Origin of the sequence: Cryobacterium levicorallinum, assembly GCF_004402405.1 — a bacterium.
In the GTDB taxonomy this organism is placed as follows: Bacteria; Actinomycetota; Actinomycetes; order Actinomycetales; family Microbacteriaceae; genus Cryobacterium; species Cryobacterium levicorallinum.
The window spans coordinates 217,826-241,472 of the sequence record NZ_SOFE01000011.1 but is presented as its reverse complement, the minus strand read 5'-3'; the positions used below and the strand labels follow the sequence as shown (position 1 = coordinate 241,472).

Sequence of the window (23,647 nt, the reverse complement as noted above, 5' to 3'; positions counted from 1 at the left end):
GCATTACTACGCGTTCGCAAGCACCAGTGACACCGATAACGAGAAATGAAATCAGAAGATATCGACTTATGTGAGGTTCTCTTTCGAATGATTCTACGAATCAATGTAGCCGTGCGTCTTGACATGATTTCTGGGGCGGGGATACCGTGAAGAAGGTTACCTACCAAGAGTTTCTGTAGCGAGGATCATAATTGTGAGTGCATTGGGAAAGACACAACAACCGCCCTCGACTGTGAGTGCGCGGCCGGAACGTGAAATGTGGTCCGGGCGGAGAGTGTTCATTCTCGCTGCCATCGGGTCCGCCGTGGGACTGGGTAATATCTGGCGCTTCCCCTACGTTGCCTACGAAAACGGCGGCGGGGCGTTCATTATCCCGTACCTGGTCGCCTTGCTCACTGCCGGAATACCGCTACTCTTCCTCGATTATGCCATCGGGCACCGATTTCGTGGGTCACCGCCGCTGGCAATGCGGAGACTGCATCCCAAAGCCGAAGCCATTGGCTGGTGGCAAGTCGGAATCTGTTTCGTCATTGCTGTGTACTACGCGGTGATCATTGCCTGGGCCGGCATGTACTTCATATTCTCCTTCACCACCGCTTGGGGCGACGACGCAGCGGGTTTCTTTACCGGCGAGTTCCTCCAGGTCAGCGATCAGGTGAACCTGGGCTTCGACTTCGTGCCCTCCGTGCTCATTCCGCTGATTCTCGTGTGGGGCGTGGTTATCGCCATCCTCGCTTTGGGAGTGCAAAAGGGAATTGCCCGCTCCTCCATCGTGTTTATGCCGTTGCTGTTGATCATGTTCCTCATTCTGGTCGTCCAAGCGCTGTTCCTTGAGGGTGCCTGGACCGGACTGGACGCGTTTTTCACGCCGGACTGGACCCGGCTCGGTGACAGTTCTATCTGGGTGGCTGCCTATGGGCAGATCTTCTTCTCACTGTCGGTGGCCTTCGGGATCATGATCACGTATTCCTCCTACCTGCGGCGAAAAACCGATCTGACCGGTTCCGGGTTCGTCGTCGGCTTCGCCAATTCCGGCTTCGAACTGCTGGCTGGCATCGGGGTCTTCGCGGCCTTGGGATTCATGGCGGCATCGAGCGGGGTTGGTGTGGACGAAGTCGCTGTCAGCGGTATCGGTCTGGCATTCATTGCGTTCCCGACCATCATTGCGCAGGCGCCGGCGGGTGTTCTGTTGGGAGTGCTGTTCTTCGGTTCGCTTGTGTTCGCCGGTCTAACGTCGCTGATCAGTATCGTCGAAGTCATCATTGCCGCCGTTCAGGACAAGTTAGGCTGGCGGCGGGTGAAGGCAGTGCTGGTCGTCGGCATCCCTATTGCCCTGATATCGATCCTGCTGTTTCCAACGACGACGGGCCTGAACCTGCTCGATGTAACCGATGCCTTTGTCAATAGCTTCGGAATTGTAGCCGTCGCACTGGTGGCCGTAGTGGCGATGTCCGCTGGGTTCAGCGCTCTTCCCCGGCTGCGCGAACACATCAATGCAACGTCCTCGATTAAGCTGGGCCGCAGTTGGCAGATTTTCATCGGCGGTGTCACTCCGGTGGTCCTGGGTTACATCCTGATCGACACCGTCACCACCAGGATCAGCGAGGGCTACGGCGGTTTACCGGACTGGTTTGTCGGCGTCTTCGGCTGGGGCATGGTGATTGCCTTGGTGCTGATCGCCTACCTGCTCTCGAAGATTCCGTGGAGTCATCGATCCGCCGCTTATGAGAAAAATATCCATGAACCGATCCTGGACGCCGAACTCGATGCGAATAAATCCGCCGCGGATGAGACCATGGATCGCGAAACTCGCCTGCCCGAAACCGCCGCATCCGGATCCTCAGCGGGGGAAAGGAAGAACCCATGAGTACCTCCGCGATCGTCATGATGATCATCGCTCTGTTGGCCGTATGGGGAGGGCTGGGGATGGCCCTGCTCAATCTCAAACGGCATCCGGAAGCCATCGACGACGAGGAAGCCGACGCTGTTTTGCACGACGGCGCATCCGTGTCGCCACGACGGTAGGTTCGTGACCCGCAAAGTGACGTTGATTTGCCCGCGGCTGAGTCGGTTCGCCAGATCGGCTGTTCGCGGATAGTTCTTCAGCACGCCCCGCTGCCCGGAGCGGGCGACCTTTGTATGAGCTTGAGAAAGCGGGCTCGCGCGACGACGGCCGTGAGGAGCAGATTTTCTGAAAGCGACGAAAATTTGGCACCCGGACCCCTAAGCCACCTGTTCGCAATGCCACAAATTTGCGTTGTTCGGTGGCCGGGAGGGCGGTTCGACTGCGGCGTGCTTTGTCCCTCCGCCACGACAGGTTCCTGCTGCTGAGGTCCCCGTCGCGGCAGAGACCGTTGCTCGTGTAGAGGATCACGGCAGCAGGATGGTCCCAACGGGTATTCCACCGAACGAGAGCTCATCGGGGTATTCCGCGAAGACTTCAACCTTTGGGCGCAGTTTGCGCCGAATTGAGATTCGTAGAGCAGGTAGATGCCGAGTTGAACGTAGTCGACCTCGATGTCGTCAAAGAGGTTTTGGGTAGCGGGCAGGGTCGTTGACACCATCGTGTCGGCACGCAGGTTGTGGTGGACGGCGCGACAGAAGCTGCGCCAGCGATATCCGGATGCTGGCCCAGTCCCGTTGACCGTCCAGCGCGGCATCGGCCAAAGTGCGCCACACTATCTCCACGTTCGTCATCGCATACTCATAAAAATACGGAAGGCAGTATCGGTATTTACATGGACGAAGACAGTGGGTCTTGGATTCTTGATGTTGGCGGGAGCACTGCTCGAATCCCTTCCGGCGCACCGCTTAACCCCGTTCGCCACGTGTCGGACGGGGTGCTTTGTGTCTTTTATCGGCGGGGATAGAATCGGCATCATGTCCCTGCCGCGCTTTCTGTTTGCCGACCAGCTCGGTCCCCACTACGACGACGGTGGGCCCATTGTGCTGGTCGAGGCGGCTGCCGTTCTGGGGCGACGCACGTATCACCGGGCTAAAGCCCACCTCATCCTGAGCGCACTTCGCCACCGCGCGCGGGAGTTGGGTGATCGCGCAGAGTTTCTGCGAGCCGAGCACTACCGGGACGTGCTCAAGGGCCGTAATCTCGAGGTGATCAACCCCACCTCGTGGGGCGCACGCGCGCTGGTCGCAGAATTGGGCGCATCCGTTCTGCCGAGTCGAGGCTTCGTGACGAGCGAACAGGACTTCGCCAGTTGGGCCGACGGCCGGCCCGCATCCCGGCTTGTGATGGAGCAGTTCTACCGCCACGTGCGCACGACCACCGGCACACTTATGCGTGGCCCTGAGCCGGAGGGCGGGCGCTTCAACTTCGATCACGACAATCGACAGCCGCCACCGAAACGTGCGGCCAGTCTCGGCCTGCCCGACCCGTGGGCCCCGGTCGAAGACGACATCGACGAGGAGGTGCGCCGAGACCTTGACCGCCTCGTCGCCGAGGGCCGAGTGCACTTGATCGGAGCGGATGGCCCGCGCCGATTTGCGGCCACCCGCGAGGAAGCGCTCGCGGCGCTGGATGATTTCGTCGAAACGCGACTGTCGGACTTCGGGCCCTTCGAGGATGCCTCGCTGATCGGGGATAGCACGATGGCCCACTCGAGGTTGAGCGTCCCACTCAACCTCGGCCTCCTGCATCCGCAGGAAGTCATCGACGCGGTCGTCCTGGCGTACCACTCCGGTCAGGTTCCGTTGCCCAGCGCCGAGGCCGTGGTGCGCCAAATCATGGGCTGGCGGGACTGGGTCTGGCACCTGTACTGGCACCTCGGTGAGAACTACGTCGCGGAGAGCAATTTTCTTGGAGCCCACGAGCCGCTTCCGCCAGCGTTTCTGGAATTGAACGGTGCCGCCGTCGAAGCGCGGTGCTTGAGCCACGTGCTCGATGAGGTTTCCCGCACCGGGTACGCGCATCATATTCAGCGCCTCATGATTCTGGGCAACTGGTCATTGCAGCGAGGCTACGAACCGTCGGCACTGTCGGATTGGTTTATCAATGCCTTCGTCGACGGAACACCGTGGGTCATGCCGGCCAATGTTGTCGGCATGTCGCAGCACGCCGACGGCGGCATTGTCGCGACGAAGCCCTACGCCGCCGGTGGCGCCTATATCTCGAAGATGACTGATTTCTGCGGGGGCTGTCGGTTCAATCCGAAAATTCGGCTGGGTCCGGAGGCCTGCCCGTTCACGGCCGGATATTGGGCATTCCTGGATCGCGTGGAGCCGCGCATCCGCGGTAATCACCGCATGGCCCAGCCGCTCGCCGGCCTGAGGCGTCTTGTGGACCGCGACGAGGTTGTGGCTCAGGAGCGCACGCGCACGGACTGGTAGGGACTATCCGGCGAAGGCGGTGCTCGGCAGGTCGCGTTCGCCGGAGATGATCGCGTCGACGACGCGTCGGGCGACATCCGCTGGCTGATAGCCGGTAGGTAGTGGCGGTGCTGACCCCTGGATCGGTCGGGTGGCCAGCCCCGTTTCGGTATGGCCGGGTCGTGCATCAAGAAAGCGGATGCCGTCCCGTCGCATCTCCCGGCCCGCCGCTTGCGCGAAGGCCGCGAGGGCTGCCTTCGAGGCCGAGTATGCCGCCATGTTCGCGGTTGGGCGCTCGCTCACAATGCCGCTGAGCGTGACAAAGAACGGATCACGATGCCCGCCGGATGATTCGGTCAGAGCGGGACGGGCGGCCCGGAGCAGGCGCATCGGTGCCGTCGCGTTCACCGCCATCAGCGTATCTATTGTTTCGTCAGCGACATCCGCTAGGGGGCCGAACGCTACGACTCCGGCGGCGTTGATGATTCCGTCGAGGCGGCCGTGTGCGGCTAGGGCGGCGGACACGAGCTGTGCGGCCGTGCTCGGATCACTCAGGTCGCCAGTGACCGTCGCTCCAAAGATGCCGAGTTCGGCGAGACGCTCAGCGCTGCGCCCGTGCAGGGTGAGCAGAGCGCCCTCTTCGCTCAGAAGCTGGGCAATTTCGCGGCCCAAGCCACCGGTAGCGCCGACGATAAGAACGGATGAACCGGAGAGGGAAGCCATGGCTTCATGATAAACGAGATGCTGAGTGCTTGCGCAAGATTAGGGTTTCCGTCCCCAAGTTGGGATAGCATTGACCAAAGCGAGCATTTCTCAACTTGTCGGCGTTCGTTTTGTTCCCAGGGACCGGCACGTGGTTGCACCCGATTTTCTCGCCGGGCAATGTTCGGGCGCACGGTGAGGAAGGCATTCCTGCGAGGGACTGCCTCGGTGGGACGAGGGGTAGGGCCCTCGTTCCATCGCCCGACCTTTCGATGGCCGGCGTGGGTTAAACGTCGAGTGTTGGGTCCTCGTCACGCTCGCCAGGGCAGTCGACGCGCAGCTTGTCGCACAGTGCGGCGAGCTGCAGCAGTTCGGCCTGAGTCAGGGACTCGCCAATGCGCTCGGTGATCGCGCCCATGTGCATAACAGCGACCCGTCGAAACAGAGCCAGGCCTGCCTCGGTGAGCTCGATGATCGCGCCGCGCCCGTCGCTCGGGTCGCTGAGCTTGTGTAGATATCCGCGCGACACGAGCCGATCAACGAGGCGACTCACGCTCGGCTGAGTCAACAGCACGTGCTGATTGAGATCACGCAAGCGGATGCGTCGCTCCGGCTGCCGAGACAGGTTGAACATCACGTCGTACTCGTTGAGCGAAATCTCCTTGGACGGAAAATTCGCGGCCAGGCTGCGCATGATGGCCACCTGGGCGCGAAACAGCGATTCCCACGCGCCCACCGCGATTGTTCGATCCACCACCTGCGGCTCCTAACCTCGTTCTATCAAGGATAGAGACTCGGCGGGGCAGGCCGGGCCAGGGTCGGTGGCTGGGCCGGGAGCATCCGCTTGCTGAGAAAAAACGGATGCCGTGCATGAAACTCGCAGGTGATTTTCTGGCCCAAAGGTGGCGCCCGTTACCTATTCGTTATATGTTTTAGGTGCGTCAACCGTTTGCTGTGGCGGACGACGTGAAATGTGATTGCAGGACACTCTTGGTGCAAGGGAAGAGGGTCAGTCGTAGCCTCTGCGACTGGCCCTCAGTCCTTTTAACCGGCAGCACGTGAGCGGCCGTTCAGAACAGGTCGGGGCTCGGCGTGGTCGACTGGCGGATAGCGACGTCCGCGTGGCGGTCGAAGCGGTAGCCGACACCGCGCACTGTGCGCACGATGTCTTCGTAGCGGCCGAGCTTGGAGCGCAGACGGCGAACATGCACGTCGATGGTGCGTTCGTTCGGGGTGTCTTCCTCGTCGGCGGAGTTCCACAGCGACGAAATGATTTCGGCCCGGTCAATGGTGCGGCCCTCACGCAGCACGAGGTACTGCAGCAGCTCGAACTCCTTGTAGGTCAGTGCTGCCGTCTCGTTATCGAGAATGACGCGCTTGCGGGAGATGTCGACGACGACACCGCTGCGGGCTCGGTCGAGTTCTTCGGGCTCGGCGCGGTGGGCGGCGAGTGCGGCCGGATCCTGCAGGGCTAGGCGCACGACGTCAACGTCGCGGCCGCCAGCGCCCTGGGGGGCCAAAGCGACGGCGGCGTAGGTCTCGGACGAGGGGGCGATGTCGGCGGCGAGGGCCTTGAGCGCCTCGACGATGCGGTTCAGGCTTGTGCCGGCCGCGGCCGCCTTGGCTTCATCGATGCCGACGTAGAGCACGAAGCCGCGAGCCTCGGTGCCGCTGGGCACGGCGCGAATGCGGGGGGTGGCCACCGGCGGGGCCAGGGTCAGGTCGGGGCGGTTGAACGTGGGGCGAGTGGCGTGGATGTGTGCGAGAGACATGGGAGAGGTCCTTGACTGTTCGATCGACGGGAGCCCGACGGATGCGCGAAGCGCCTATTCCGTGCCTGAGACTCGAGGTGTGGCCCGTGGGGCCGGAAGGCGAATGCATCGAAAAGCATTCGGGGCGTCAGCCTGAACTGTCAGGCAGTGAACGCGAGGGGGAAAGTCGCGGTTAGCGGCACATTCGGCAACAGCGGATGGCGGGGGTGCCGGCCATCATCCTGGCGGCAGTCCCGGGGGCCTCGAGGGAGGTCAGGGGGCGTGCGCTGGTTGTCATAACTGTGAGTAAAGCGGAATGTGACGCCGCGTGTCAATTTGGCGTCGCGGTAAGTCACCGAATGACGTGCAACACGTTCGCAGCGTGCTGCCCGTTTAGGCGATTCCGTGCAAAATCACGTCTTTGTGAAATATTGCATGACGAAACGTGGATTGATCAAAGATTATTGATGTGACCCGGGCCTAGCGTGTCGTCGGTCGCAGGACCTGCATGAAATCAGACCAGGCCGTACAAGCGGTCGCCCGCATCACCGAGGCCGGGCACGATGTAGCCCAGCTCGTTCAGCTTCTCGTCGACGGCGCCCAGCACGATCGTCACTTCGCGGCCGGCCAGTGCCGTCTCGACGGCGGCGAGGCCTTCCGGGGCCGCCAGAATGCAAATGGCCGTCACGTCGACCGCGCCGCGGTCGAATAAAAAGTTGATCGCGGCGATGAGCGAGCCGCCGGTGGCGAGCATCGGGTCGAGTACGAAACACTGCCGATCCGACAGATCGTCGGGCAGGCGTTCGGCGTAGGTCGTCGGCTGCAGCGTCTCTTCGTTGCGGGCCATTCCGAGAAAACCGACCTCGGCGGTCGGCAACAGCTTGACCATACCTTCCAGCATTCCCAGGCCGGCGCGCAGAATCGGCACGACGAGCGGCTTCGGGTCGCTGATCCGCACGCCCTGCGCCGCCGATACGGGGGTCTGCACGGTCACGGCTTCCACCCGTACGCCGCGCGTACCTTCATAGGCGAGCAGCGTCATGAGCTCTTCGACCAGCGATCGGAACAGCGGCGACGGCGTGTCCTTGTCGCGGAGCACGGTGAGCTTGTGCGTGATGAGCGGGTGGTCGGCAACGTGGACTCGCATAGGCTCGATTCTACTAGACGGGTTGAGGTGAGACATGGGTGCACGAGACCAACACGATGAGTGGATGCTGCTGGCCCTGACCGAGGCGCGCGCCGCCCTGGCTTCCGACGACGTGCCAGTCGGCGCCATCATCGTCGACAGCGCGGGCCAGGTGATCGGCCGGGGCCGCAACGAGCGCGAACTGCACCAGGACCCCACCCTGCACGCCGAGGTCGTCGCCATTCGCCAGGCCGCCGCGCACACCGGGGACTGGCACCTGACCGAATGCACCCTGATCGTCACGCTCGAACCCTGCGTCATGTGCTCCGGCGCCATCCTCGCCGCCCGGCTGCCCACGGTCGTCTTCGGCGCCTGGGATGAAAAAGCGGGAGCGGCCGGGTCGGTCTACGACGTGCTGCGCGACCGCCGACTCAACCACCGGGTCGAGGTCTTCGCTGGCGTCAACGAGGTCGAGTGCGGCACCATTCTGCGGGAATTCTTCGAGGATCCGGCGCGCAGAAGCCGGCGCTGAGTCCTACTCGAGTCCCTTGATCACGAAGCTGTCGGTCGGCGGGTCGGCCAGGTTCGGGTCGAAGTAGATATCCGGCTCGAGATAGATGGTGCGGGCCAACGGCACGGCGGCTCGAATGCGGGTCTCCACGGCGTTGATATTCGCGGCGACGTCGGTAAAGCGGTGGTCGCCGTCAAAGGCGAGTTTGGCGCCGACCAGAATCTCGTCCGGGCCGAGATAGAGGGTCTTGAGGTGAATGATGCGCCTGGTCTCCGGGCCGTCGAGAATGGCCGCCTCGATGGCATCGAGATCTCTCCTGCTGGCGCCTTCGCCGACCAGCAGGCTCTTGGTTTCAATGCCGAGAATGATCGCGACGAGCACGAGCAGCGCGCCAATGGCGAGCGTGCCGATCGCATCCCAGATCGGCTCGTCGGTAATGATGGTCAGGCCGACACCCACGAAGGCGAAGGCCAGGCCGGTGAGCGCCGCGACATCTTCGAGCAGTACGACGGGCAGCTCGGGCGCCTTCGCGTGCCGCACGAACTGCACCCAGCTCTGCTTCCCTCGCACATGGTTCGATTCCCGAATCGCGGTGCGCAGCGAATAGCCTTCGAGGACCATGGCGATAGTGAGCACCAGAATCGGTAGCCAGACATTTTCGAGCGGATGCGGGTGCTGCAGCTTGTCGAAACCCTCATAGAGCGAGAACACACCGCCGATCGAGAACAGGATGATCGACACCACGAAGGCGTAGACGTAGCGTTCGCGCCCATAGCCGAACGGATGCTCCAGGTCGGCCCGCTTTTTCGCCTTGCGACCACCGAGCAGCAGGAGCAACTGGTTGCCGGCATCCGCTACCGAGTGCACCGCCTCCGCCAGCATCGAGGAGGAGCCGGAAAAAGCCCAGGCCACGAACTTGGTGATGGCAATGCCCAGATTGGCCGCGAAGGCCGCCACGATTGCCTTGTTTCCGCCCGATGCGCTCATGGGATCATCTTAGAACCGGCGCCAGCTGGCGGAGGCTGCGCTCAGGTGGGGCGTTTTGGGCACCTCGATGACGGAAAAAGTAGACTGATCGGATGACTTCTTCCCCGAATGTGACTCTGCCCACGATCGCCTTCCTCGGCGCCGGCTCCATGGCTCGCGCCATTCTGGCCGGCCTGCTGAAGCCCGGTGTCACCGTTGAGGGCGGTATTCGCGTCACCAACCGCACCGCGGTCAAGGCCGCCGAGCTGGCCGACACCGACGGTGTCACCGCCTACGCGACCGAAATCGACGCTGACGCGAACCTCAAAGCCATCGACGGCGCCCAGATCGTCATCATCGCCGTCAAGCCGTACATGGTCGCCGATCTGCTGGCGGAAATCGGCACGTCGCTCGCTCCCGGCACGCTCGTGCTGAGCGTTGCGGCCGGCGTCACCATCGACACCTTCGAATCGCTGCTGCCCAGCACCGTGCACGTCATCCGCACCATGCCGAACACGCCCGCCGTCGTCGGCATGGCCGTCACCGGCATCAGCGCTGGCACCCGATCGACCGACGCTGACCTCGAACTCACCCGTGCCCTGTTCGCGACCGTCGGCGACGTTCTGCTCGTTCCCGAGAGCAAGCTCGACGCCCTCAGTACCATCAGCGGCTCCGGCCCCGCGTACGTGTTCTACCTGATCGAGCAGCTCACCGAAACGGCCATCGCCAAGGGGTTCACGCCCGAAGAAGCGGCCATCATGGTCAACGGAACCTTCCTCGGTGCGAGCTCGCTGCTCGCCGTTTCGGACAAGTCGCCGAGCGAACTGCGCCGCCTGGTCACAAGTCCGGCCGGCACCACCGAGCGCGCCGTCTGGGAGCTCGAAAAGGGTGGCCTCAAGGAACTCTTCGACACCGCAACGGATGCCGCCCTGGCGCGTGCGAAGGAACTCGCCGCCTCCTAGCGCCTACAGCCCCTCGGCGATGGCGGCCGTCGCCTGCAGCCAGGCTGAGCGGGTGCGGGGCGCCAGCGCGTCGACGTTGAGCGGTCCGCCGCCGACCAGCGAAGCGTCGTAGGGAACGTCGACGACGGTGCGGGTGAGCTGGCGAAAGTGGTCGTGCAGGCGCGCGGACAACTGCTCATCCGCGGTCTTCGACGGTGAAGCGAGTACGGTCACCGCCTGGGCGACCTTGTCGGCGTGCCCCTTCTGGCGCAGGCCGTCGAGCAGCGAGGCTGCACCGTAACCGGTGTCCTCGCGGATGGTCGAGACGATCACGAGCTGGTCGGAGGTCTCCACGGCCGCCTCCCAGTTACTGGCCCGCATGTTGTTGCCGGTGTCGATGACGAGCACCCGGTAGAAGCGGCTGAGCGTTGTATGCAGTTTGCGGAATGCGACATCGTCGATGCTCGCCGCTCCAGCCGGATCGAGGTCGGAGGCGAGTGCATCGAACTGGGCGTCGCCCTGCGACCGTACATAGTTGTCGAGGTCGCCCACCCGGGAGCGAGCATCACCGAAGCGATCCAGGTCGCGCAGCAGATCGACGGCCGTATTGGTGTGCCGAGCGGCCTGGGCGCGTACGCCCAGGGTTCCCATGGTCTCGTTGTTGTCCCAGGCGAGGGTATAGCCGCCGCGATAGATGCCGAACGTTGCCGCAATGAGCAGCGTTGCGGTTGTTTTGTGCGCCCCGCCCTTGGGGTTGAGGACCACGATCGTGCGGGGGCCGTTCAGACTGCGCTGCACGGCGCTGATGGCGCTGCGCTGCATCTGCTCGGTGGGACTCGGCGCGAGCGAGACCAGCCCGCCGGTGAGGCGGCGCATGGCGCCCTGCCAGCCGTGCTCGGCCGGACCGGTCGGTGCCGGCGGCCGCGAGCTCAGAAAATCGGCGAGGTTGGGCGGGACGGTGGTCGATGTCGCGGCGGCCGCGGCAGCGGGCGAGGTAACGAATGGCGAGGTGGCTGGACGTGATGTGACCGGCACCGATGTGACCGGCACCGATGTGACCGGCACCGATGTGACCGGCGCTGACGCGACTGGCAGCGACGGTGTCCGCTCTGCTCCGCCGACGGATGCCCGCGGCTCCACGGCAACAGCCAGAGGAGCGAGCAGGGATTCGAACAGGCTGACGGGTTCATCGTCGGGTTCATCGGCGGCGGCTTCTGCGGCGGGCGGCTGCAGCAGCGCAGCAAACGGGGTGCGCGCATCCGCTTCGATCGGCACGGCAGGCCGCGGCGAATTGTTCTGCACGGGGAGCGGCACGGTGTGCGCGGGCTTGGGATGCCGCCCGACGACGACCGGTCCGGCGGACTCGACGCGTCCGTTCGGGTGCACCGTCAGCGGCCAGTCGCCCTGCTCGTCGCTGACCTGCAGCAGCACAGACTGCCCGCGGGTGCGGGCAGTCTCGACGACGAGACCGATGATCTCCTCGCGCACGCCGGCCTCATCGTTGCCGGTCACCGTGCGCGTTGCGCCGTTGATGGTGACCTCGCCCGTCGTATCGGTTTGCACTTCGGCGATGATGTCAGCGGTGGTGTCAGGCACCGTGAATCCGGCCTCGGGCGCAACGGTATCGGGGAGCGCGGGAACGTTTCGTGACATGGATGAGCCTTTCCGTCCTCGGACATGACGCCACAGGCAGCCTCGCCGAGCTGCGACGAGTTATATCCGTAGTAGGAGAATAGCCGGTCGCCGTCCACGAATTGGAGGATTATTCACCGAATCCGGGTGCATTCCGCCAGAACGGATGCGGATCGGCTAAGATCCGAGCGCCGCGAACCGCTCGATGTCGGCTTCGGCGCCCGACACGATGATGAGGTCGTGGTTGGAGACCACCGTCTCAGCGGTGGCATAGGTGAACGGCTTTCCCGGACTCTTCACGCCGACCACCGTGACGTTGTACTTGCGACGCACGCCGGAGTCAACCAGGTTGAGGCCGCGGATCTGCTTCGGCGGGTACATTTTCACGAGGGCGAAGTCATCATCAAACTCGATGAAGTCGAGCATGCGACCCGACACGAGGTGGGCAACGCGTTCCCCGGCCTCGGCCTCGGGGTAGATCACGTGGTTAGCGCCGATGCGTTCGAGGATCTTGCCGTGTGACTTGGAAATGGCCTTGGCCCAGATCTGCGGGATCTTCAGGTCAACCAGGTTCGCCACGATGAGCACGCTCGCTTCGACCGAGGCACCGGTTGCGCAGACGGCGATGGAGAAGTCCTGGGCGCCGATTTGCTGCAGCGCCTCGAGGGAGCGGGCATCCGCTTGCACAGCGTGGGTGACTCGCTCCGACCATTTCTGCACCAGCGCCTCACTCGTGTCGACCACGAGCACTTCGCGGCCGAGACGGTCGAGCTGGCCGGCTGTGGCAGCACCGAAACGCCCGAGCCCGACGATCAGTACGGGAGCGTCGTGTTTGATGCGATCAACCAACGATGGGCCTCTCTTTTGGGTGTTTGAACAGTTGCCTGCTCTGCCTTGCGGCCAATGCTGCCGCGAGAATCACTGTACCAACCCGGCCCATGAACATCGTGGCCGCCATCACGTACACGCCTTCCGGTAAACCACCACGCCGAAAATCAACAGGGCGATCGAGCGGTTCGACGGCCAGCGAGCCTGGCCAAAGTTGCCTGACTGAACGGACTACCCAATGATCGGGCGTTCTTCCGGGAGCGAGTAGAGAACATTGCGTTGTTTGAGCGCAAGGGCAGCAGCCAGACCGATCGGGCCAATCCGGCCGGCCAGCATGAGGAGGCTAAGCACGTATTTTCCCGCCGGGTGCAGCTCTTCGCTGAGCCCAACAGACAGGCCGCAGGTAGCGAAAGCGGAGATAACTTCGAAGAGGATGCGATCCAGCGGCTCATCGCTGATCATCATGATGAGCCCGGTCGCCACGAGCACGAGCGTGGCGCCTAGGAATGTGACACTGATGGCGAGCCGCAGGGTGCCGTCGGGAATCGTCCGTCCGCCGATCATGACGCGCCTATCGCCACGCGCTTCCGCGACGATGGCGAGGAAGAGGACCGCGAGCGTGACCACTTTGATGCCTCCCGCAGTCGATGCGGATCCGCCACCGACAAACATCAATGCGTCCGTCATGAGGAGGGTGATCGGGTTCGATTCGCTCGTGTCCGTGATGGCGAATCCGCCGGAACGCATCATGGTCGAGGCGAATAAGGCGTGGAAGAGCTTGTCCGGGATGCTGAGGTGTTCGATTGACCGTTCATTTCCCCATTCCATGGCTCCCCAGGCAACCGCTCCGGCGATGAGCAGAAGTGTGGTCGTGCCGAGGGTTAGCTTGGTGTGCAGGGTCCAGCGCTTTCTATTCCACTTGTGTTGGATCAAGGTCAGATACACGGGGAAGCCGAAACTTCCGACGAATACTCCAATCATGATCGGGGTCAGAATCCAGTAGTCGCCATCGAACTGGCCGAGGCCGCCCGCATGCGAGACGAAGCCGGCGTTGTTGAACGAGGAGATTCCGTAGAAGAGTCCGTGCCAGACGCCTTCCCACCAGTTGTCTTCGATCATCACGAACCGTGGGATCAGGACTGCCACGAGTGCCGCTTCGATCGCTAGCGTGGTCAGCACCACGGTGCGAAGCAGACTGCCGACCTCACCGAGCCTCGACGTGCCGAGGCTCTGCTGAACGAAGACCTTGTCGCCGAGGCCCAGGTGCCGAGTAACCGCCCGCGCCAGGAGCAAGGCAATCGTGACAATGCCGAGCCCACCAATCTGGATAGCGAGCAGAATCATCGCCTGTCCGAAGAAAGACCAGTGAGTTGCTGTGTCCAGCGTCGTCAGGCCCGTCACTGTCACGGCCGAGACGGCGGTGAAAATGGCATCGGGCAGGGGCGTCCGGTTCCCATCTGCCGCAGCGATCGGAAGAGACAAGACGATGGCGAAGAAAAGAGCGGCCGCGACGAAGATGAGTGCTGCGGCCCGGGAGGGCGAACGCTTCACGAACTCGCGGATCAGGGACCGAGGCTCCTGCGTTTGACTTGGTTCGGAGTGGGCGTGGTGCATGGGGATTCTCCGCTCGACGATGAGGGTCGCTGACCAAACTCGTCGACACTCTAATGACTAAATTAAGCCGCAGGTATCGATCCGGCCCGCCATCGGTCCGAGAGTCGTGACCTTGGTGCGCAACTGCCAACGATATCGATCAGGGCAAGCTCATTAATACCGTGTGTGAACAATAACGCCCTCACGCGGTCCCGGATGCGCACCAAAATAGAGAGTGGGTGGGGGAGGGACGGCCCTGTCCCGGTTCTCGACAACACCAAGAACCCCCGATTGACCTGCGACCTGTGCCAGTTTGACATGGTACTACCCAGCGGTGGTTTTTACCCAGTACGAATGACTACCCTGAGGGTATGGCAGACATCTTCACCGTGGTGGCAGACTCGGCGCGACGCGACATTTTGCGCATCCTCTTGGAGCGGGCTGATCCCGCCGGCGAGCCCGGGAGCGCGGGGCGCAGCGAACTGAGCGTGTCCGACATCGTCGGTCATCTCGGGCTGAGCCAGCCGACTGTCTCCAAGCACCTCAAGGTGCTGCGTGAAGCCGGTCTGGTCACCGTGCGCGAAGACGGGCAACACCGCTTCTACCGACTGGAATATTCGCCGCTCGAGGAGATCGAGGATTGGCTGATCCCGTTCCTCAGCGTCGACTTCGATCAGGCCGTCAAGACCGCCGATCTGGAGGGTGAGGGGTTGAAAGACGAGCAGCGCGCCTTCGCCTCGGCCATCGGCAAGGCTTTCGCCGACGCCTCGCAGATGTCCCAGGTGGTCAAGGATGCGACCGCGAAGAAGTGGCGCAGAAACGGTTGAAATCGGGCGTTTCGCGTTCCCACGACCGGCCCGATCCGACGGTTGAGTAGTTGGAGAGCGTTTTGTCCGATAGAATGGTGTTTTCGTGTCAGTCGCGGGCCCCGCGACTAAACCAATACTTGTGAGGTCCGTGTGGGTTCTGTAATTAAGAAGCGACGCAAGCGTATGGCGAAGAAGAAGCACCGCAAGCTGCTTCGCAAGACTCGCCACCAGCGTCGTAATAAGAAGTAGAACGACTCCTCGTTGTTCTGTGAGCAAAGCGCTAGCCCTTCGGGACTGGCGCTTTTTGCTTGCCTGAGAGACGGCTGGGCGGAGGAGTGTTCCTGCGCGTTGCACCGGTAGCATAGCGTCGATGTGCCATTACCCCGAATGGGGGTGGCGGTGCCATGGTGCGCGGCATCACTATTGATGGAAAACGTGGGCGTTAGCGTCCGAGAGGCTACACCCGTGAACCACGCTCCCTCGGCGCTCTTGCGTCGATGTACTGCTGCCATAATCATCCCGCTGCTGGTGCTTGCTGGGATTATACTGCCTGCCAGCACTTTCACGGCACAAGCGGCCAGCGCGGCCGCCACGCTCGCGGTGAGCGCGCAAGGCGCTGCCATGGCTGCGGATCCCGCTGATCCCCGCCAATCAGTGATCGTGCAGGCGGCGTCATCCGCTGCCGGCGTCGCCCTCGCCGAGGCTCAGAGCCGGGCGGGCGTCAGGATTGACAACCGCTACCGCGCGGCATTCGCTGGTTTCTCGGCCAAGCTCACCGCGGCCCAAATCGCGCACTTGCGCAGCAGCCCCCTGGTCGAGCGGGTCGAGCTGGATACCGCAACTCACATCGACACCTTGCAGCCGGATGCCCCATGGGGACTAGACCGCATCGACCAGCGTTCTTCGGCTCTTTCTGGCACCTACGACTACGGAACGTCAGGGGCTGGCGTGACGGTCTATGTGATCGACTCGGGAATCCGGCTTACCCACACCGAGTTCGGTGGCCGTGCGACGAGCGGCTATGACTTCGTCGATGATGACAGCGACGCCGGCGATTGCAACGGCCACGGCACGCATGTCAGCGGCACCATTGGCGGTACGACCTACGGTATTGCGAAGTCCGTGAGCATGGTCGCCCTCCGCGTCTTCGACTGCGGAGGGAGCGGCTACGTCTCGGACCTGATCGCTGCCGTTGACTGGGTCGTTACCTACCGGTCAGGCCCCTCGGTCATTAACATTAGCGGCGGCGGCGAGTCCAACGCCCTGCTGGACGAGGCAGTGGAAAACGCCTCGGCAGCCGGCGTGCCGGTCGTCGTCGCTGCGGGCAACAGGTCGCAGGACTCGTGCGGTACCGCCTCTCCGGCCGAGACGCCCGCGGCGATCACCGTCGGCGCAACCGACGAGGGCGACTACCGGTCGAGCTACTCCAATTTCGGGGAGTGCGTCGACCTGTTTGCCCCCGGTAGCGGGGTTCGCTCCAGCTTCATCGGGTCGGATACTGACAGTACGCTGATGAGCGGTACATCCATGGCAGCGCCCCATGTTGCTGGTGCCGTAGCGCGGTACCTACAGGTCAGCGCGTCGTCAACTCCCGCGCAAATCGACGACTTTCTTTCCGCACAGGCAACGCAGGGGGTGGTCTTCGACGCTCGGTCAACGAGCAACTATCTGCTCTACGTCTCGCCGGGGAACAGCGACGTCTCGCTGGGGAACAGCGACGTCACCCCGCCGACCGTGACTAGCCGGGTGCCGGTCGTCAATGCACGGTCGATCAGCCAGACGGCGAACATCTCGGCGACGTTTAGCGAACCGGTCATCAATGTGACGGCGAGCTCGTTCTCACTGCGCTCCCAAACGGCAACGGTAGCTGCGGCCGTGACCTACGCCTCGGGGACAAACGTCGCCACGCTCAACCCGTCGTCGACCCTCGCAGCGGACACGCTCTATACCGTGACCGTGACCGGTGTGCGTGACATTGCCGGCAACGTGATCGCCGGCACGAGCTGGTCGTTTCAGTCGGGTCCGGCACCCACGATCATCGCGGCGGTCCCCAGAACGGATGCCCGCGCAATCAGCCGGACCGCCAACGTCACGGTCACCTTCAGTGAGCCGGTGACGAAGGTTTCGACGACCACGATCACGATGAAGACGGGAACGACGCTCGTGCCAGCGGCCGTCACGTATGACGCGACAACCCGCACGGCGACCCTCAACCCCACAGCCACCCTCGGCGCCGACAGACTCTTCTCGGTCAACGTGTCTGGCCTGCTGGACGCCGTCGGCAACCCGTTAGTGCCCACCTCCTGGTCGTTCACGTCGGGGCCGGTACCCACTATTACCAGTGTCAGCCCGGCATCGGGGGCGACATCCGTTAGCCGTACCGCCAACGCGACGGCGACCTTCAGCGAAGCGATCATCGGCGTGAGTTCGTCAACGGTAAAATTGACGAATGCTTCGACCGGCACGGTTATTACGGCAGTGAGGAACTTCAATTCGACGACGAAAGTTCTCACGATCAATCCCTCCGTGACGCTCGCGTCCAACACGCTGTACCGGGTGACGATTACGGGCGGTACCAGTGCGGTGCGGGATGCGGCCGGCAACCCCCTTGCAACGAAAACCTGGACGTTCCGAACCGGTAGTTCCATCTAACAGAGCATGGTCTAGTCGAGTAACCGCGGCCTCGTAGGCTAGACCCATGCCCACCGCACACCTCACCCTGATCGGCAAGCCCGGTTGTCACCTCTGCGACGACGCACGCGACGTGGTCGGCAGCGTTGTGGCCAAGCTCGCCGATGACGCATCGGCCCTCACTATCACGCTCGAGGAACGTTCCATTCTCGATGACGCCGAGTTGCACGACCTCTACCTGGAGGACATCCCGGTGCTCCTCATTAACGGCCAGGTGCACAATTACTGGCGCATCGATCCGGTGCGCCTGCGCACCGCCCTACTGGAGGTCTCATGACCATTCGTCACATCGTCTGCTGGAAACTCAGCGCTCTCACCCCGCGCAAGAAGGCCGACGACGCGGCCCAGATCGCTGCCGACTTGAACGCCCTCGTCGGGGTTGTGCCCGAGATTCGCGCGTTGACGGTGGGGCCGGATGTTGCCGGCAACGAGAACTGGGACGTCGCGCTGATCGCCGACTTCGACGACCTCGAGGCCCTCGACCGCTACCAGAAGCACCCGGAGCACAAGAAGGCTGGTGCGTTCATCCGTACCGTCGTCGCCGACCGCCTGGCGGTCGACCTCGAGGTCTAGTTGATCCTTACGGCTCGAGGCGGGTCGGGCCGCGGAACAGGTAGGTGACCTCGCGAATCGACGCCTGGTGCAGCATGAGCATCAGTACGCGCGCGAGGCCCATGCCGAACCCTCCGTGCGAGGGTACGCCGTAGCGGAAGAAGTCCAGGTAGCCCTCAATCTCCTTCGGGTCGAGGCCCTTCTCGATCGCCTGCGCTTCGAGTACCTCGATGCGGTGCTCGCGCTGGGCTCCGGTCGAGATCTCGGTGCCGTTGAAGATGAGGTCGTAGCTCTTGGTAATCGACGCGTCGCCCTCGTGACGCATGTGATAAAACGGGCGAATGCTCGAGGCGTAGTCGGTGAGGAACACGAATTCGTGTCCGTACTTCTCGGCCACGTAGGCGGCGATCTGGCGCTCGCCCTCCGGGTCCATGTCGTCGTCGTCGCGGGGAACCTCGTAGCCGCGGCTCTTCACGATCTCCTTGGCCTCGGCCAGCGGGATGCGCGGGAACGGCGTGCTCGGAACGGTCACCTCGACGTCGAACAGGGCCTTGACCTCGTCGCCGTGCCGGGCCTTGACGGCGGTGAAGCCGGCGACCATGAGGTTTTCGTGCAGCTGCATGACGTCGTCGTGGCTGTTGATCCAGCTGATCTCGGAGTCAACACTGGTGAACTCGGTGGCGTGGCGGCTCGTGAACGAGGGGTCGGCGCGGAATGCCGGGCCGACCTCGAAGATCTTGCCGAAGCCGGCCGACTGCGCCATCTGCTTGAAGAACTGCGGGCTCTGCGCGAGGTACGCCTTCGTCTCGAAGTAGCCCACCTCGAACAGTTCGGCGCGACTCTCGCTCGCGCTGGCCATGAGTTTGGGGGTGTGCAGCTCGATGAAGTCGTGCTCGATCCAGTACGTGCGCAGCGCGTGCTCGAACGTGGTCTGAATGCGGAAGATGAGGTTCTGCTTCGGGTTGCGCAGGTCGAGGAAGCGCCAGTCCATGCGCTTGTCGAGGCTCGAGTCGGCCGCGATCGGCGTCTCGGGGATGGCGGCCGACACGACGGTGAGGGTGGCCAGCTTGATTTCGATGCCGCCGAGCTTGACCCGCTCGTCGTGCTTGAGCGCACCGGTCACCGTCACGAAGGTGCCCTGGGCGAGACCCGAGATACTGGTCGCCGGCTCGTCGGCGACGACCTGGCCATCGGCATCCGTTGTGCGGGGATTGACCAGCTGCACGGCGCCGGATTCGTCGCGCAGTACGACGAATTGCACTTTTTTCTGGTCTCGAACGGTATCGACCCAACCGGACACCGATACGGGGCCGTCGTCGAGAGCGGACAGGTTCTTGATTAATACGCGCGAAGTCACTGTTCGAGCTTAGCCGGAGCCGCCCAAGGTCCCCGCCGAGGGGAGCCCGGTGTAGAAGTATTGAAGTTGCTGCCGATCGTGGATGACCTCGCCCGGAGCATCAGCATCGTTGACGTCTGAGCGCTCTCACGGCGGTTTCAAGGCTGGGGCCTCCGTAGACTAGTCGGGTGGTAGCCAGTCAAGTGCATCTCGTGCGTCACGGTGAGGTCTTTAACCCCGAACGCGTGCTCTACGGACGGCTGCCGAACTACCGGTTGTCCGAGCAGGGTGTGCTCATGGCCGCCACCGCCGCCGCCGAACTGGTCGAGCGCGGCCGCCCGGTTGTGCGCGTGATCGCCTCGCCGCTGCAGCGAGCGCAGGAATCGGCCGCACCGATCGCCGCCGCCTTTGGGCTGCCGGTCGACAGCGAGGAACGCATTATCGAACCGACCAACGCATTCGAAGGCAAGCGGATGCGCGGTTCAGACGGCGCGCTGCGCGACCCCCGCAACTGGCCGGCTTTGGTCAACCCGCTCCGGCCGAGCTGGGGCGAACCGTTTCGGGCTGTCTCGAAGCGGATGCTCGCGGCGATCGATGACGCCTGGAACTCGGTCGACGAGGGCGATGTTGTGCTGGTCAGCCACCAGCTGCCGATCTGGATGGTGCACCGCTCCCTCGCCCATGAACGACTCGCCCACGACCCGCGCAACCGGCGGTGCGATCTGTCGAGCATCACGACGCTGTCCTGGCGCGGCGACCACTTCGCTGAAACCGGTTATGCCAGCCCGGCCGCAGCACTTCTCGATCCGAGCAACGACGTGGGTGCCGTATGAGCCGCGTGAAGAGTCGCCGGGTCGCCCCGCTGTTGGCCGGTCTCGCCGCAGCCGCATTGTTGCTCGCCGGCTGCTCCTCTGACCCGCTCGCCGAGCAGTACCGCGAGGGCTCGAGCAAGGGCTTCATCGCCGGCGACGGCAGCGTCACCGAGATCCCCCTCGAAAGCCGCGGCGAGGCCATCGAGTTCTCCGGCGTGACCGAGACCGGTGAAACAGTCACCAGCGCCGACAAGCTTGGCGAGGTTCTGGTCGTCAATTTCTGGTACGCGAGCTGCGCGCCGTGCCGGGCCGAGGCATCCGATCTGCAAAGCATCAACGCGCAATTCGAAAATGAGGGCGCGAGTTTTCTCGGAGTCAACGTGCGGGACCAGGCGCCGAACGCGATCGCGTTCAACGAGACCTACAGCGTGACGTACCCCTCGGTGCTCGACGTCGACACCGGCGCCATGCAGCTCGCCTTCAGCGGCAGCATCCCGCCGAACGCGGTGCCCACCACACTCGTGCTCGACGCCGAAGGCCGGGTTGCCGCCCGCATTCTCGGCCAGGTCACCTCGCCCTCCATTCTGGAAACCCTGATTCGCGACACGATCGCGGAGACTGGCGCGATCATTGATAGCGGCACCGGCGAGTGAACAATCCCTTCGGAGAGATCGTCTTCAGCGGGCAGCTGCTCTTCGCTATTCCCATCGCGCTCCTGGCCGGGCTGGTGTCGTTCGCCTCCCCGTGCATTTTGCCGCTCGTACCCGGCTACCTCGCCTACATCGGCGGCTTCACCGACGGGCGCACCGGAACCTCCAAACGGGATCGGCGCGGCCGCAACCGGCTGCTGGCCGGGGTCGGCCTGTTCGTGCTCGGCTTCACCGTGGTGTTCGTGCTCACTGGCGTCGTTTTCGGCGCGGCCGGATTCTGGCTCAACTCCTACCGCGACCTGATCACCCGGATCGCCGGCGTCGTGGTCATTCTGCTCGGCCTGGTCTTCGTCGGCCAGTTCGGTGCGATGCAGCGCACCATCAAAACCAGTTGGCGCCCCAAGATGGGCCTGGCCGGAGCGCCCCTGCTCGGCGCGGTGTTCGCGGTCGGCTGGACGCCGTGCACCGGCCCGACCCTCACCGCCATCAACTCCCTCAGCCTTGGCACCGGCTCACCCTGGCAGGGCGGTCTGCTCGCGTTGTTCTATTCCCTCGGCCTCGGTATTCCGTTCCTGTTGATCGCCCTCGGCCTCAACTGGGCCACCGGATCGGTCGCATTCCTGAAACGGCATATACGTGCCATCAACCTGTTCGGCGGCGTTTTGCTCGTCGTTATCGGAGTCCTCATGGTGACCGGCATCTGGAATGCCTGGCTCCTCGACCTGCAAGGGGTGATTGGCAGCTTTGTCCCGGCCATCTGACCACTACGATTCCCGCCCGCAGACACCGGGGGTCGTGCAGCCCAAGCTCGGCCTGACCGGCTGGCTGCGCTGGTTCTGGCGTCAGCTCACGAGTATGCGCACCGCCCTGTTTCTGCTGCTGATGCTCGCCATCGCCGCCATTCCCGGATCGCTAGTGCCGCAGCGCAGCTCAGACCCGAACGGCGTCACCCAGTACTTTGCCGACAACCCCGACCTGGCACCGGTCCTCGACCAGCTGCAAGCCTTCGACGTGTACACCTCGGCCTGGTTCTCGGCGATCTACCTGCTGCTGTTTATCTCGCTCATCGGCTGCGTCATTCCGCGCACCAAACACCATTTTCTGGCCCTGCGCGCGAAGCCGCCGACCACTCCGGCCCGGCTCTCCCGCCTGTCGGGTTTCATCGAGCATGACGCGCCGGCTGAAACGGATGCCTCCGCCGCCATCACCCACGCCCGCACCCTTCTGAAATCCAGCGGCTACCGCGTCGCTCGGTTCGAGGCTGAGGGGGAGTCATCGGTCTCGGCCGAACGCGGCTACCTGCGCGAGACCGGGAACCTGATCTTTCACGGCGCCCTGGTAGGCGTTCTGGTCACCGTCGGATTCGGCGGCGGCTACGGCTTCAGCGGCCAGCGCGTGCTGGTCGAAGGCCAGACTTTCGTGAACACTCTGCTCGCGTACGACTCCTTCAACCCTGGACGTTTCTTCGACGACGGAACCCTCGACCCCTACACCCTGAGCCTCGACGACTTCGCGGTGGCCTACGAGCAGCTCAACCTGCAGGCCTACGGCCAGCCGATCGACTTCACCGCCGACGTGACCGTTACTCCCAAGGGCGCAGAAGCGGAGCCCAGCGTGGTTAAGGTCAATGGGCCGCTGCGCACGAATGGCACGAGCATCTACCTGCTCGGCAACGGCTACGCACCGACCATTCAGGTCACGGCCCCCGACGGCACCGTGGTGTTCTCCGATTCGGTACCGTTTCTGCCGCAGGACGCCAACCTCACCTCGCTCGGTATCGTCAAGGTGCCAGACGGTCTGGCCGAACAGCTCGGCATGATCGGTTTCTTCTATCCCACCCAGGACAAGGCCGAGTCCGGGGCGAACTTCTCCAGCTACCCCGACCTCGAGTATCCGCTGCTCACCCTGAACGTGTACACCGGCGACCTCGGTCTCGATGACGGCGTACCGACATCCGTTTATGCCCTCGTCACCGACGATCTGACCCAGCAGAACGGCGGCTCCACCGGTGTCGACTCGATCGAACTCAAGCCGGGCGAGTCCACCGAGCTGCCGAATGACCTCGGCACGGTCAGCTTCATCGACAACGACCCGGCAGCCTCGGCTGCCGGCGATCTCAAGCAGTCGGTTCCGCGCTTTGCCAGCTTCGACATTCACCACGATCCGACCCAGATCTGGCTGATCTCCTTCTCCGCACTCGTGCTGTTCGGCCTGTTCACCGGACTGCTCGTGCCGCGTCGCCGAGTCTGGGTGAAGGCGACCACGCGTGCCGATGGAACGGTTCACCTCGAATATGCCGGCCTCGCCCGTGGTGACGACCCAGCCCTCGGCAGCGCCGTCACGGCCCTGGCCGACCGACATCTGAAACTGCTCAAGTCCCACCAACCCATCGTCGCCACCCCCGAAACGACTTAGGCTTAGATC

General features: G+C 63.5%; 23 protein-coding genes. 14 read left to right on the top strand and 9 right to left on the bottom strand.

The window, feature by feature from the left end:
* Positions 1 to 256 precede the first annotated feature (256 nt).
* The 3 genes from E3O11_RS06540 to E3O11_RS06530 all read left to right on the top strand — a co-directional run bounded on the left by E3O11_RS06540 (position 257) and on the right by E3O11_RS06530 (position 4,344).
* On the top strand, positions 257 to 1,867 hold the full coding sequence (locus E3O11_RS06540; protein WP_092448446.1) for a sodium-dependent transporter: 1,611 nt from the start codon (positions 257 to 259) through the stop codon (positions 1,865 to 1,867).
* On the top strand, positions 1,864 to 2,025 hold the full coding sequence (locus tag E3O11_RS06535; protein WP_092448445.1) for a methionine/alanine import family NSS transporter small subunit: 162 nt from the start codon (positions 1,864 to 1,866) through the stop codon (positions 2,023 to 2,025). The genes E3O11_RS06540 and E3O11_RS06535 overlap by 4 nt, the downstream gene beginning before the upstream one ends.
* 855 nt (positions 2,026 to 2,880) lie before the next feature.
* Complete coding sequence (locus E3O11_RS06530; RefSeq protein WP_092448444.1) at positions 2,881 to 4,344, top strand: cryptochrome/photolyase family protein; 1,464 nt, start codon at positions 2,881 to 2,883, stop codon at positions 4,342 to 4,344.
* A gap of 3 nt (positions 4,345 to 4,347) precedes the next feature.
* On the opposite strand, the gene E3O11_RS06525 is transcribed toward E3O11_RS06530, so the two are convergent.
* The 4 genes from E3O11_RS06525 to upp form a co-directional block, all read right to left on the bottom strand.
* Complete coding sequence (locus tag E3O11_RS06525) at positions 4,348 to 5,046, bottom strand: SDR family NAD(P)-dependent oxidoreductase (RefSeq protein ID WP_092448443.1); 699 nt, start codon at positions 5,044 to 5,046, stop codon at positions 4,348 to 4,350.
* Between the two features lie 265 nt (positions 5,047 to 5,311).
* A complete protein-coding gene (locus tag E3O11_RS06520; RefSeq protein ID WP_092448488.1) occupies positions 5,312 to 5,719 on the bottom strand; it encodes a MarR family winged helix-turn-helix transcriptional regulator in 408 nt (135 codons plus the stop codon).
* Positions 5,720 to 6,095: 376 nt separating this feature from the next.
* Positions 6,096 to 6,797, bottom strand: a complete 702-nt coding sequence (locus E3O11_RS06515; protein WP_092448442.1) for a winged helix-turn-helix domain-containing protein — start codon at positions 6,795 to 6,797, stop codon at positions 6,096 to 6,098.
* A 493-nt stretch (positions 6,798 to 7,290) separates the two neighbouring features.
* A complete protein-coding gene (gene upp, locus E3O11_RS06510) occupies positions 7,291 to 7,923 on the bottom strand; it encodes a uracil phosphoribosyltransferase (protein ID WP_092448441.1) in 633 nt (210 codons plus the stop codon).
* A gap of 34 nt (positions 7,924 to 7,957) precedes the next feature.
* Here upp and tadA point away from each other — a divergent pair, with 34 nt between their 5' ends.
* On the top strand, positions 7,958 to 8,434 hold the full coding sequence (tadA, locus tag E3O11_RS06505) for a tRNA adenosine(34) deaminase TadA (protein WP_206750280.1): 477 nt from the start codon (positions 7,958 to 7,960) through the stop codon (positions 8,432 to 8,434).
* Between the two features lie 3 nt (positions 8,435 to 8,437).
* On the opposite strand, the gene E3O11_RS06500 is transcribed toward tadA, so the two are convergent.
* Entirely contained in the window at positions 8,438 to 9,400 is a 963-nt protein-coding gene (locus E3O11_RS06500) for a cation diffusion facilitator family transporter (RefSeq protein ID WP_092448439.1), read from the bottom strand.
* 92 nt (positions 9,401 to 9,492) lie between these two features.
* Between E3O11_RS06500 and proC the strand changes: the two genes are divergently transcribed.
* Positions 9,493 to 10,341 (top strand): pyrroline-5-carboxylate reductase, encoded by an 849-nt coding sequence (gene proC / locus E3O11_RS06495; protein WP_092448438.1) that lies wholly within the window; start codon positions 9,493 to 9,495, stop codon positions 10,339 to 10,341.
* Positions 10,342 to 10,344: 3 nt separating this feature from the next.
* Here proC and E3O11_RS06490 read toward each other — a convergent pair whose 3' ends face one another.
* From E3O11_RS06490 to E3O11_RS06480, 3 genes are all read right to left on the bottom strand, one after another.
* Positions 10,345 to 11,973: a chromosome partitioning protein gene (locus tag E3O11_RS06490; protein ID WP_241990996.1), complete on the bottom strand. Its 1,629-nt coding sequence runs from the start codon at positions 11,971 to 11,973 to the stop codon at positions 10,345 to 10,347.
* 156 nt (positions 11,974 to 12,129) lie between these two features.
* Complete coding sequence (locus E3O11_RS06485) at positions 12,130 to 12,801, bottom strand: potassium channel family protein (RefSeq protein WP_092448437.1); 672 nt, start codon at positions 12,799 to 12,801, stop codon at positions 12,130 to 12,132.
* A 210-nt stretch (positions 12,802 to 13,011) separates the two neighbouring features.
* On the bottom strand, positions 13,012 to 14,331 hold the full coding sequence (locus E3O11_RS06480) for a TrkH family potassium uptake protein (RefSeq protein ID WP_233194913.1): 1,320 nt from the start codon (positions 14,329 to 14,331) through the stop codon (positions 13,012 to 13,014).
* A 413-nt stretch (positions 14,332 to 14,744) separates the two neighbouring features.
* Here E3O11_RS06480 and E3O11_RS06475 point away from each other — a divergent pair, with 413 nt between their 5' ends.
* The 5 genes from E3O11_RS06475 (at position 14,745) to E3O11_RS06455 (ending at position 18,446) form a co-directional block, all read left to right on the top strand.
* A complete protein-coding gene (locus E3O11_RS06475) occupies positions 14,745 to 15,200 on the top strand; it encodes an ArsR/SmtB family transcription factor (RefSeq protein ID WP_092448435.1) in 456 nt (151 codons plus the stop codon).
* Between the two features lie 132 nt (positions 15,201 to 15,332).
* On the top strand, positions 15,333 to 15,431 hold the full coding sequence (locus E3O11_RS06470) for a 30S ribosomal protein bS22 (protein ID WP_003792170.1): 99 nt from the start codon (positions 15,333 to 15,335) through the stop codon (positions 15,429 to 15,431).
* A gap of 372 nt (positions 15,432 to 15,803) precedes the next feature.
* The gene (locus E3O11_RS06465; RefSeq protein ID WP_166787512.1) at positions 15,804 to 17,834 is read left to right on the top strand and encodes an Ig-like domain-containing protein; all 2,031 of its coding nucleotides are present in this window, start codon (positions 15,804 to 15,806) and stop codon (positions 17,832 to 17,834) included.
* A 46-nt stretch (positions 17,835 to 17,880) separates the two neighbouring features.
* Positions 17,881 to 18,150 (top strand): glutaredoxin family protein, encoded by a 270-nt coding sequence (locus E3O11_RS06460; RefSeq protein ID WP_092448433.1) that lies wholly within the window; start codon positions 17,881 to 17,883, stop codon positions 18,148 to 18,150.
* Positions 18,147 to 18,446 carry a Dabb family protein gene (locus tag E3O11_RS06455; RefSeq protein ID WP_092448432.1) on the top strand — a complete coding sequence of 100 codons (300 nt, stop codon included), beginning with the start codon at positions 18,147 to 18,149 and terminating at the stop codon, positions 18,444 to 18,446. Before E3O11_RS06460 ends, E3O11_RS06455 begins: the two co-directional genes overlap by 4 nt.
* Before the next feature lie 7 nt (positions 18,447 to 18,453).
* Here the strand turns inward: E3O11_RS06455 and aspS are convergent, their stop codons facing one another.
* Positions 18,454 to 19,782, bottom strand: a complete 1,329-nt coding sequence (gene aspS / locus E3O11_RS06450; RefSeq protein WP_092448431.1) for an aspartate--tRNA(Asn) ligase — start codon at positions 19,780 to 19,782, stop codon at positions 18,454 to 18,456.
* Between the two features lie 167 nt (positions 19,783 to 19,949).
* On the opposite strand from aspS, the gene E3O11_RS06445 reads away from it, so the two are divergent.
* The 4 genes from E3O11_RS06445 to resB are packed head-to-tail and all read left to right on the top strand — an operon-like array spanning position 19,950 to position 23,638.
* Positions 19,950 to 20,594: a histidine phosphatase family protein gene (locus E3O11_RS06445; protein WP_092448430.1), complete on the top strand. Its 645-nt coding sequence runs from the start codon at positions 19,950 to 19,952 to the stop codon at positions 20,592 to 20,594.
* The gene (locus E3O11_RS06440) at positions 20,591 to 21,226 is read left to right on the top strand and encodes a TlpA family protein disulfide reductase (protein ID WP_092448429.1); all 636 of its coding nucleotides are present in this window, start codon (positions 20,591 to 20,593) and stop codon (positions 21,224 to 21,226) included. The genes E3O11_RS06445 and E3O11_RS06440 overlap by 4 nt, the downstream gene beginning before the upstream one ends.
* Positions 21,223 to 21,984 carry a cytochrome c biogenesis CcdA family protein gene (locus E3O11_RS06435; RefSeq protein ID WP_092448428.1) on the top strand — a complete coding sequence of 254 codons (762 nt, stop codon included), beginning with the start codon at positions 21,223 to 21,225 and terminating at the stop codon, positions 21,982 to 21,984. Before E3O11_RS06440 ends, E3O11_RS06435 begins: the two co-directional genes overlap by 4 nt.
* Entirely contained in the window at positions 21,968 to 23,638 is a 1,671-nt protein-coding gene (resB, locus tag E3O11_RS06430) for a cytochrome c biogenesis protein ResB (RefSeq protein ID WP_092448427.1), read from the top strand. Before E3O11_RS06435 ends, resB begins: the two co-directional genes overlap by 17 nt.
* Positions 23,639 to 23,647: the final 9 nt, after the last annotated feature.

Bases quoted from the DNA above. Each gene is read 5' to 3' on its own strand.
- E3O11_RS06540 (WP_092448446.1), top strand. From the start codon at position 257: ATGTGGTCCGGGCGGAGAGTGTTCATTCTCGCTGCCATCGGGTCCGCC.
- E3O11_RS06535 (WP_092448445.1), top strand. From the start codon at position 1,864: ATGAGTACCTCCGCGATCGTCATGATGATCATCGCTCTGTTGGCCGTA.
- E3O11_RS06530 (WP_092448444.1), top strand. From the start codon at position 2,881: ATGTCCCTGCCGCGCTTTCTGTTTGCCGACCAGCTCGGTCCCCACTAC.
- E3O11_RS06525 (WP_092448443.1), bottom strand. From the start codon at position 5,046: ATGGCTTCCCTCTCCGGTTCATCCGTTCTTATCGTCGGCGCTACCGGT.
- E3O11_RS06520 (WP_092448488.1), bottom strand. From the start codon at position 5,719: ATGCGCAGCCTGGCCGCGAATTTTCCGTCCAAGGAGATTTCGCTCAAC.
- E3O11_RS06515 (WP_092448442.1), bottom strand. From the start codon at position 6,797: ATGTCTCTCGCACACATCCACGCCACTCGCCCCACGTTCAACCGCCCC.
- upp (WP_092448441.1), bottom strand. From the start codon at position 7,923: ATGCGAGTCCACGTTGCCGACCACCCGCTCATCACGCACAAGCTCACC.
- tadA (WP_206750280.1), top strand. From the start codon at position 7,958: ATGGGTGCACGAGACCAACACGATGAGTGGATGCTGCTGGCCCTGACC.
- E3O11_RS06500 (WP_092448439.1), bottom strand. From the start codon at position 9,400: ATGAGCGCATCGGGCGGAAACAAGGCAATCGTGGCGGCCTTCGCGGCC.
- proC (WP_092448438.1), top strand. From the start codon at position 9,493: ATGACTTCTTCCCCGAATGTGACTCTGCCCACGATCGCCTTCCTCGGC.
- E3O11_RS06490 (WP_241990996.1), bottom strand. From the start codon at position 11,973: ATGTCACGAAACGTTCCCGCGCTCCCCGATACCGTTGCGCCCGAGGCC.
- E3O11_RS06475 (WP_092448435.1), top strand. From the start codon at position 14,745: ATGGCAGACATCTTCACCGTGGTGGCAGACTCGGCGCGACGCGACATT.
- E3O11_RS06465 (WP_166787512.1), top strand. From the start codon at position 15,804: ATGGCTGCGGATCCCGCTGATCCCCGCCAATCAGTGATCGTGCAGGCG.
- E3O11_RS06460 (WP_092448433.1), top strand. From the start codon at position 17,881: ATGCCCACCGCACACCTCACCCTGATCGGCAAGCCCGGTTGTCACCTC.
- E3O11_RS06455 (WP_092448432.1), top strand. From the start codon at position 18,147: ATGACCATTCGTCACATCGTCTGCTGGAAACTCAGCGCTCTCACCCCG.
- E3O11_RS06440 (WP_092448429.1), top strand. From the start codon at position 20,591: ATGAGCCGCGTGAAGAGTCGCCGGGTCGCCCCGCTGTTGGCCGGTCTC.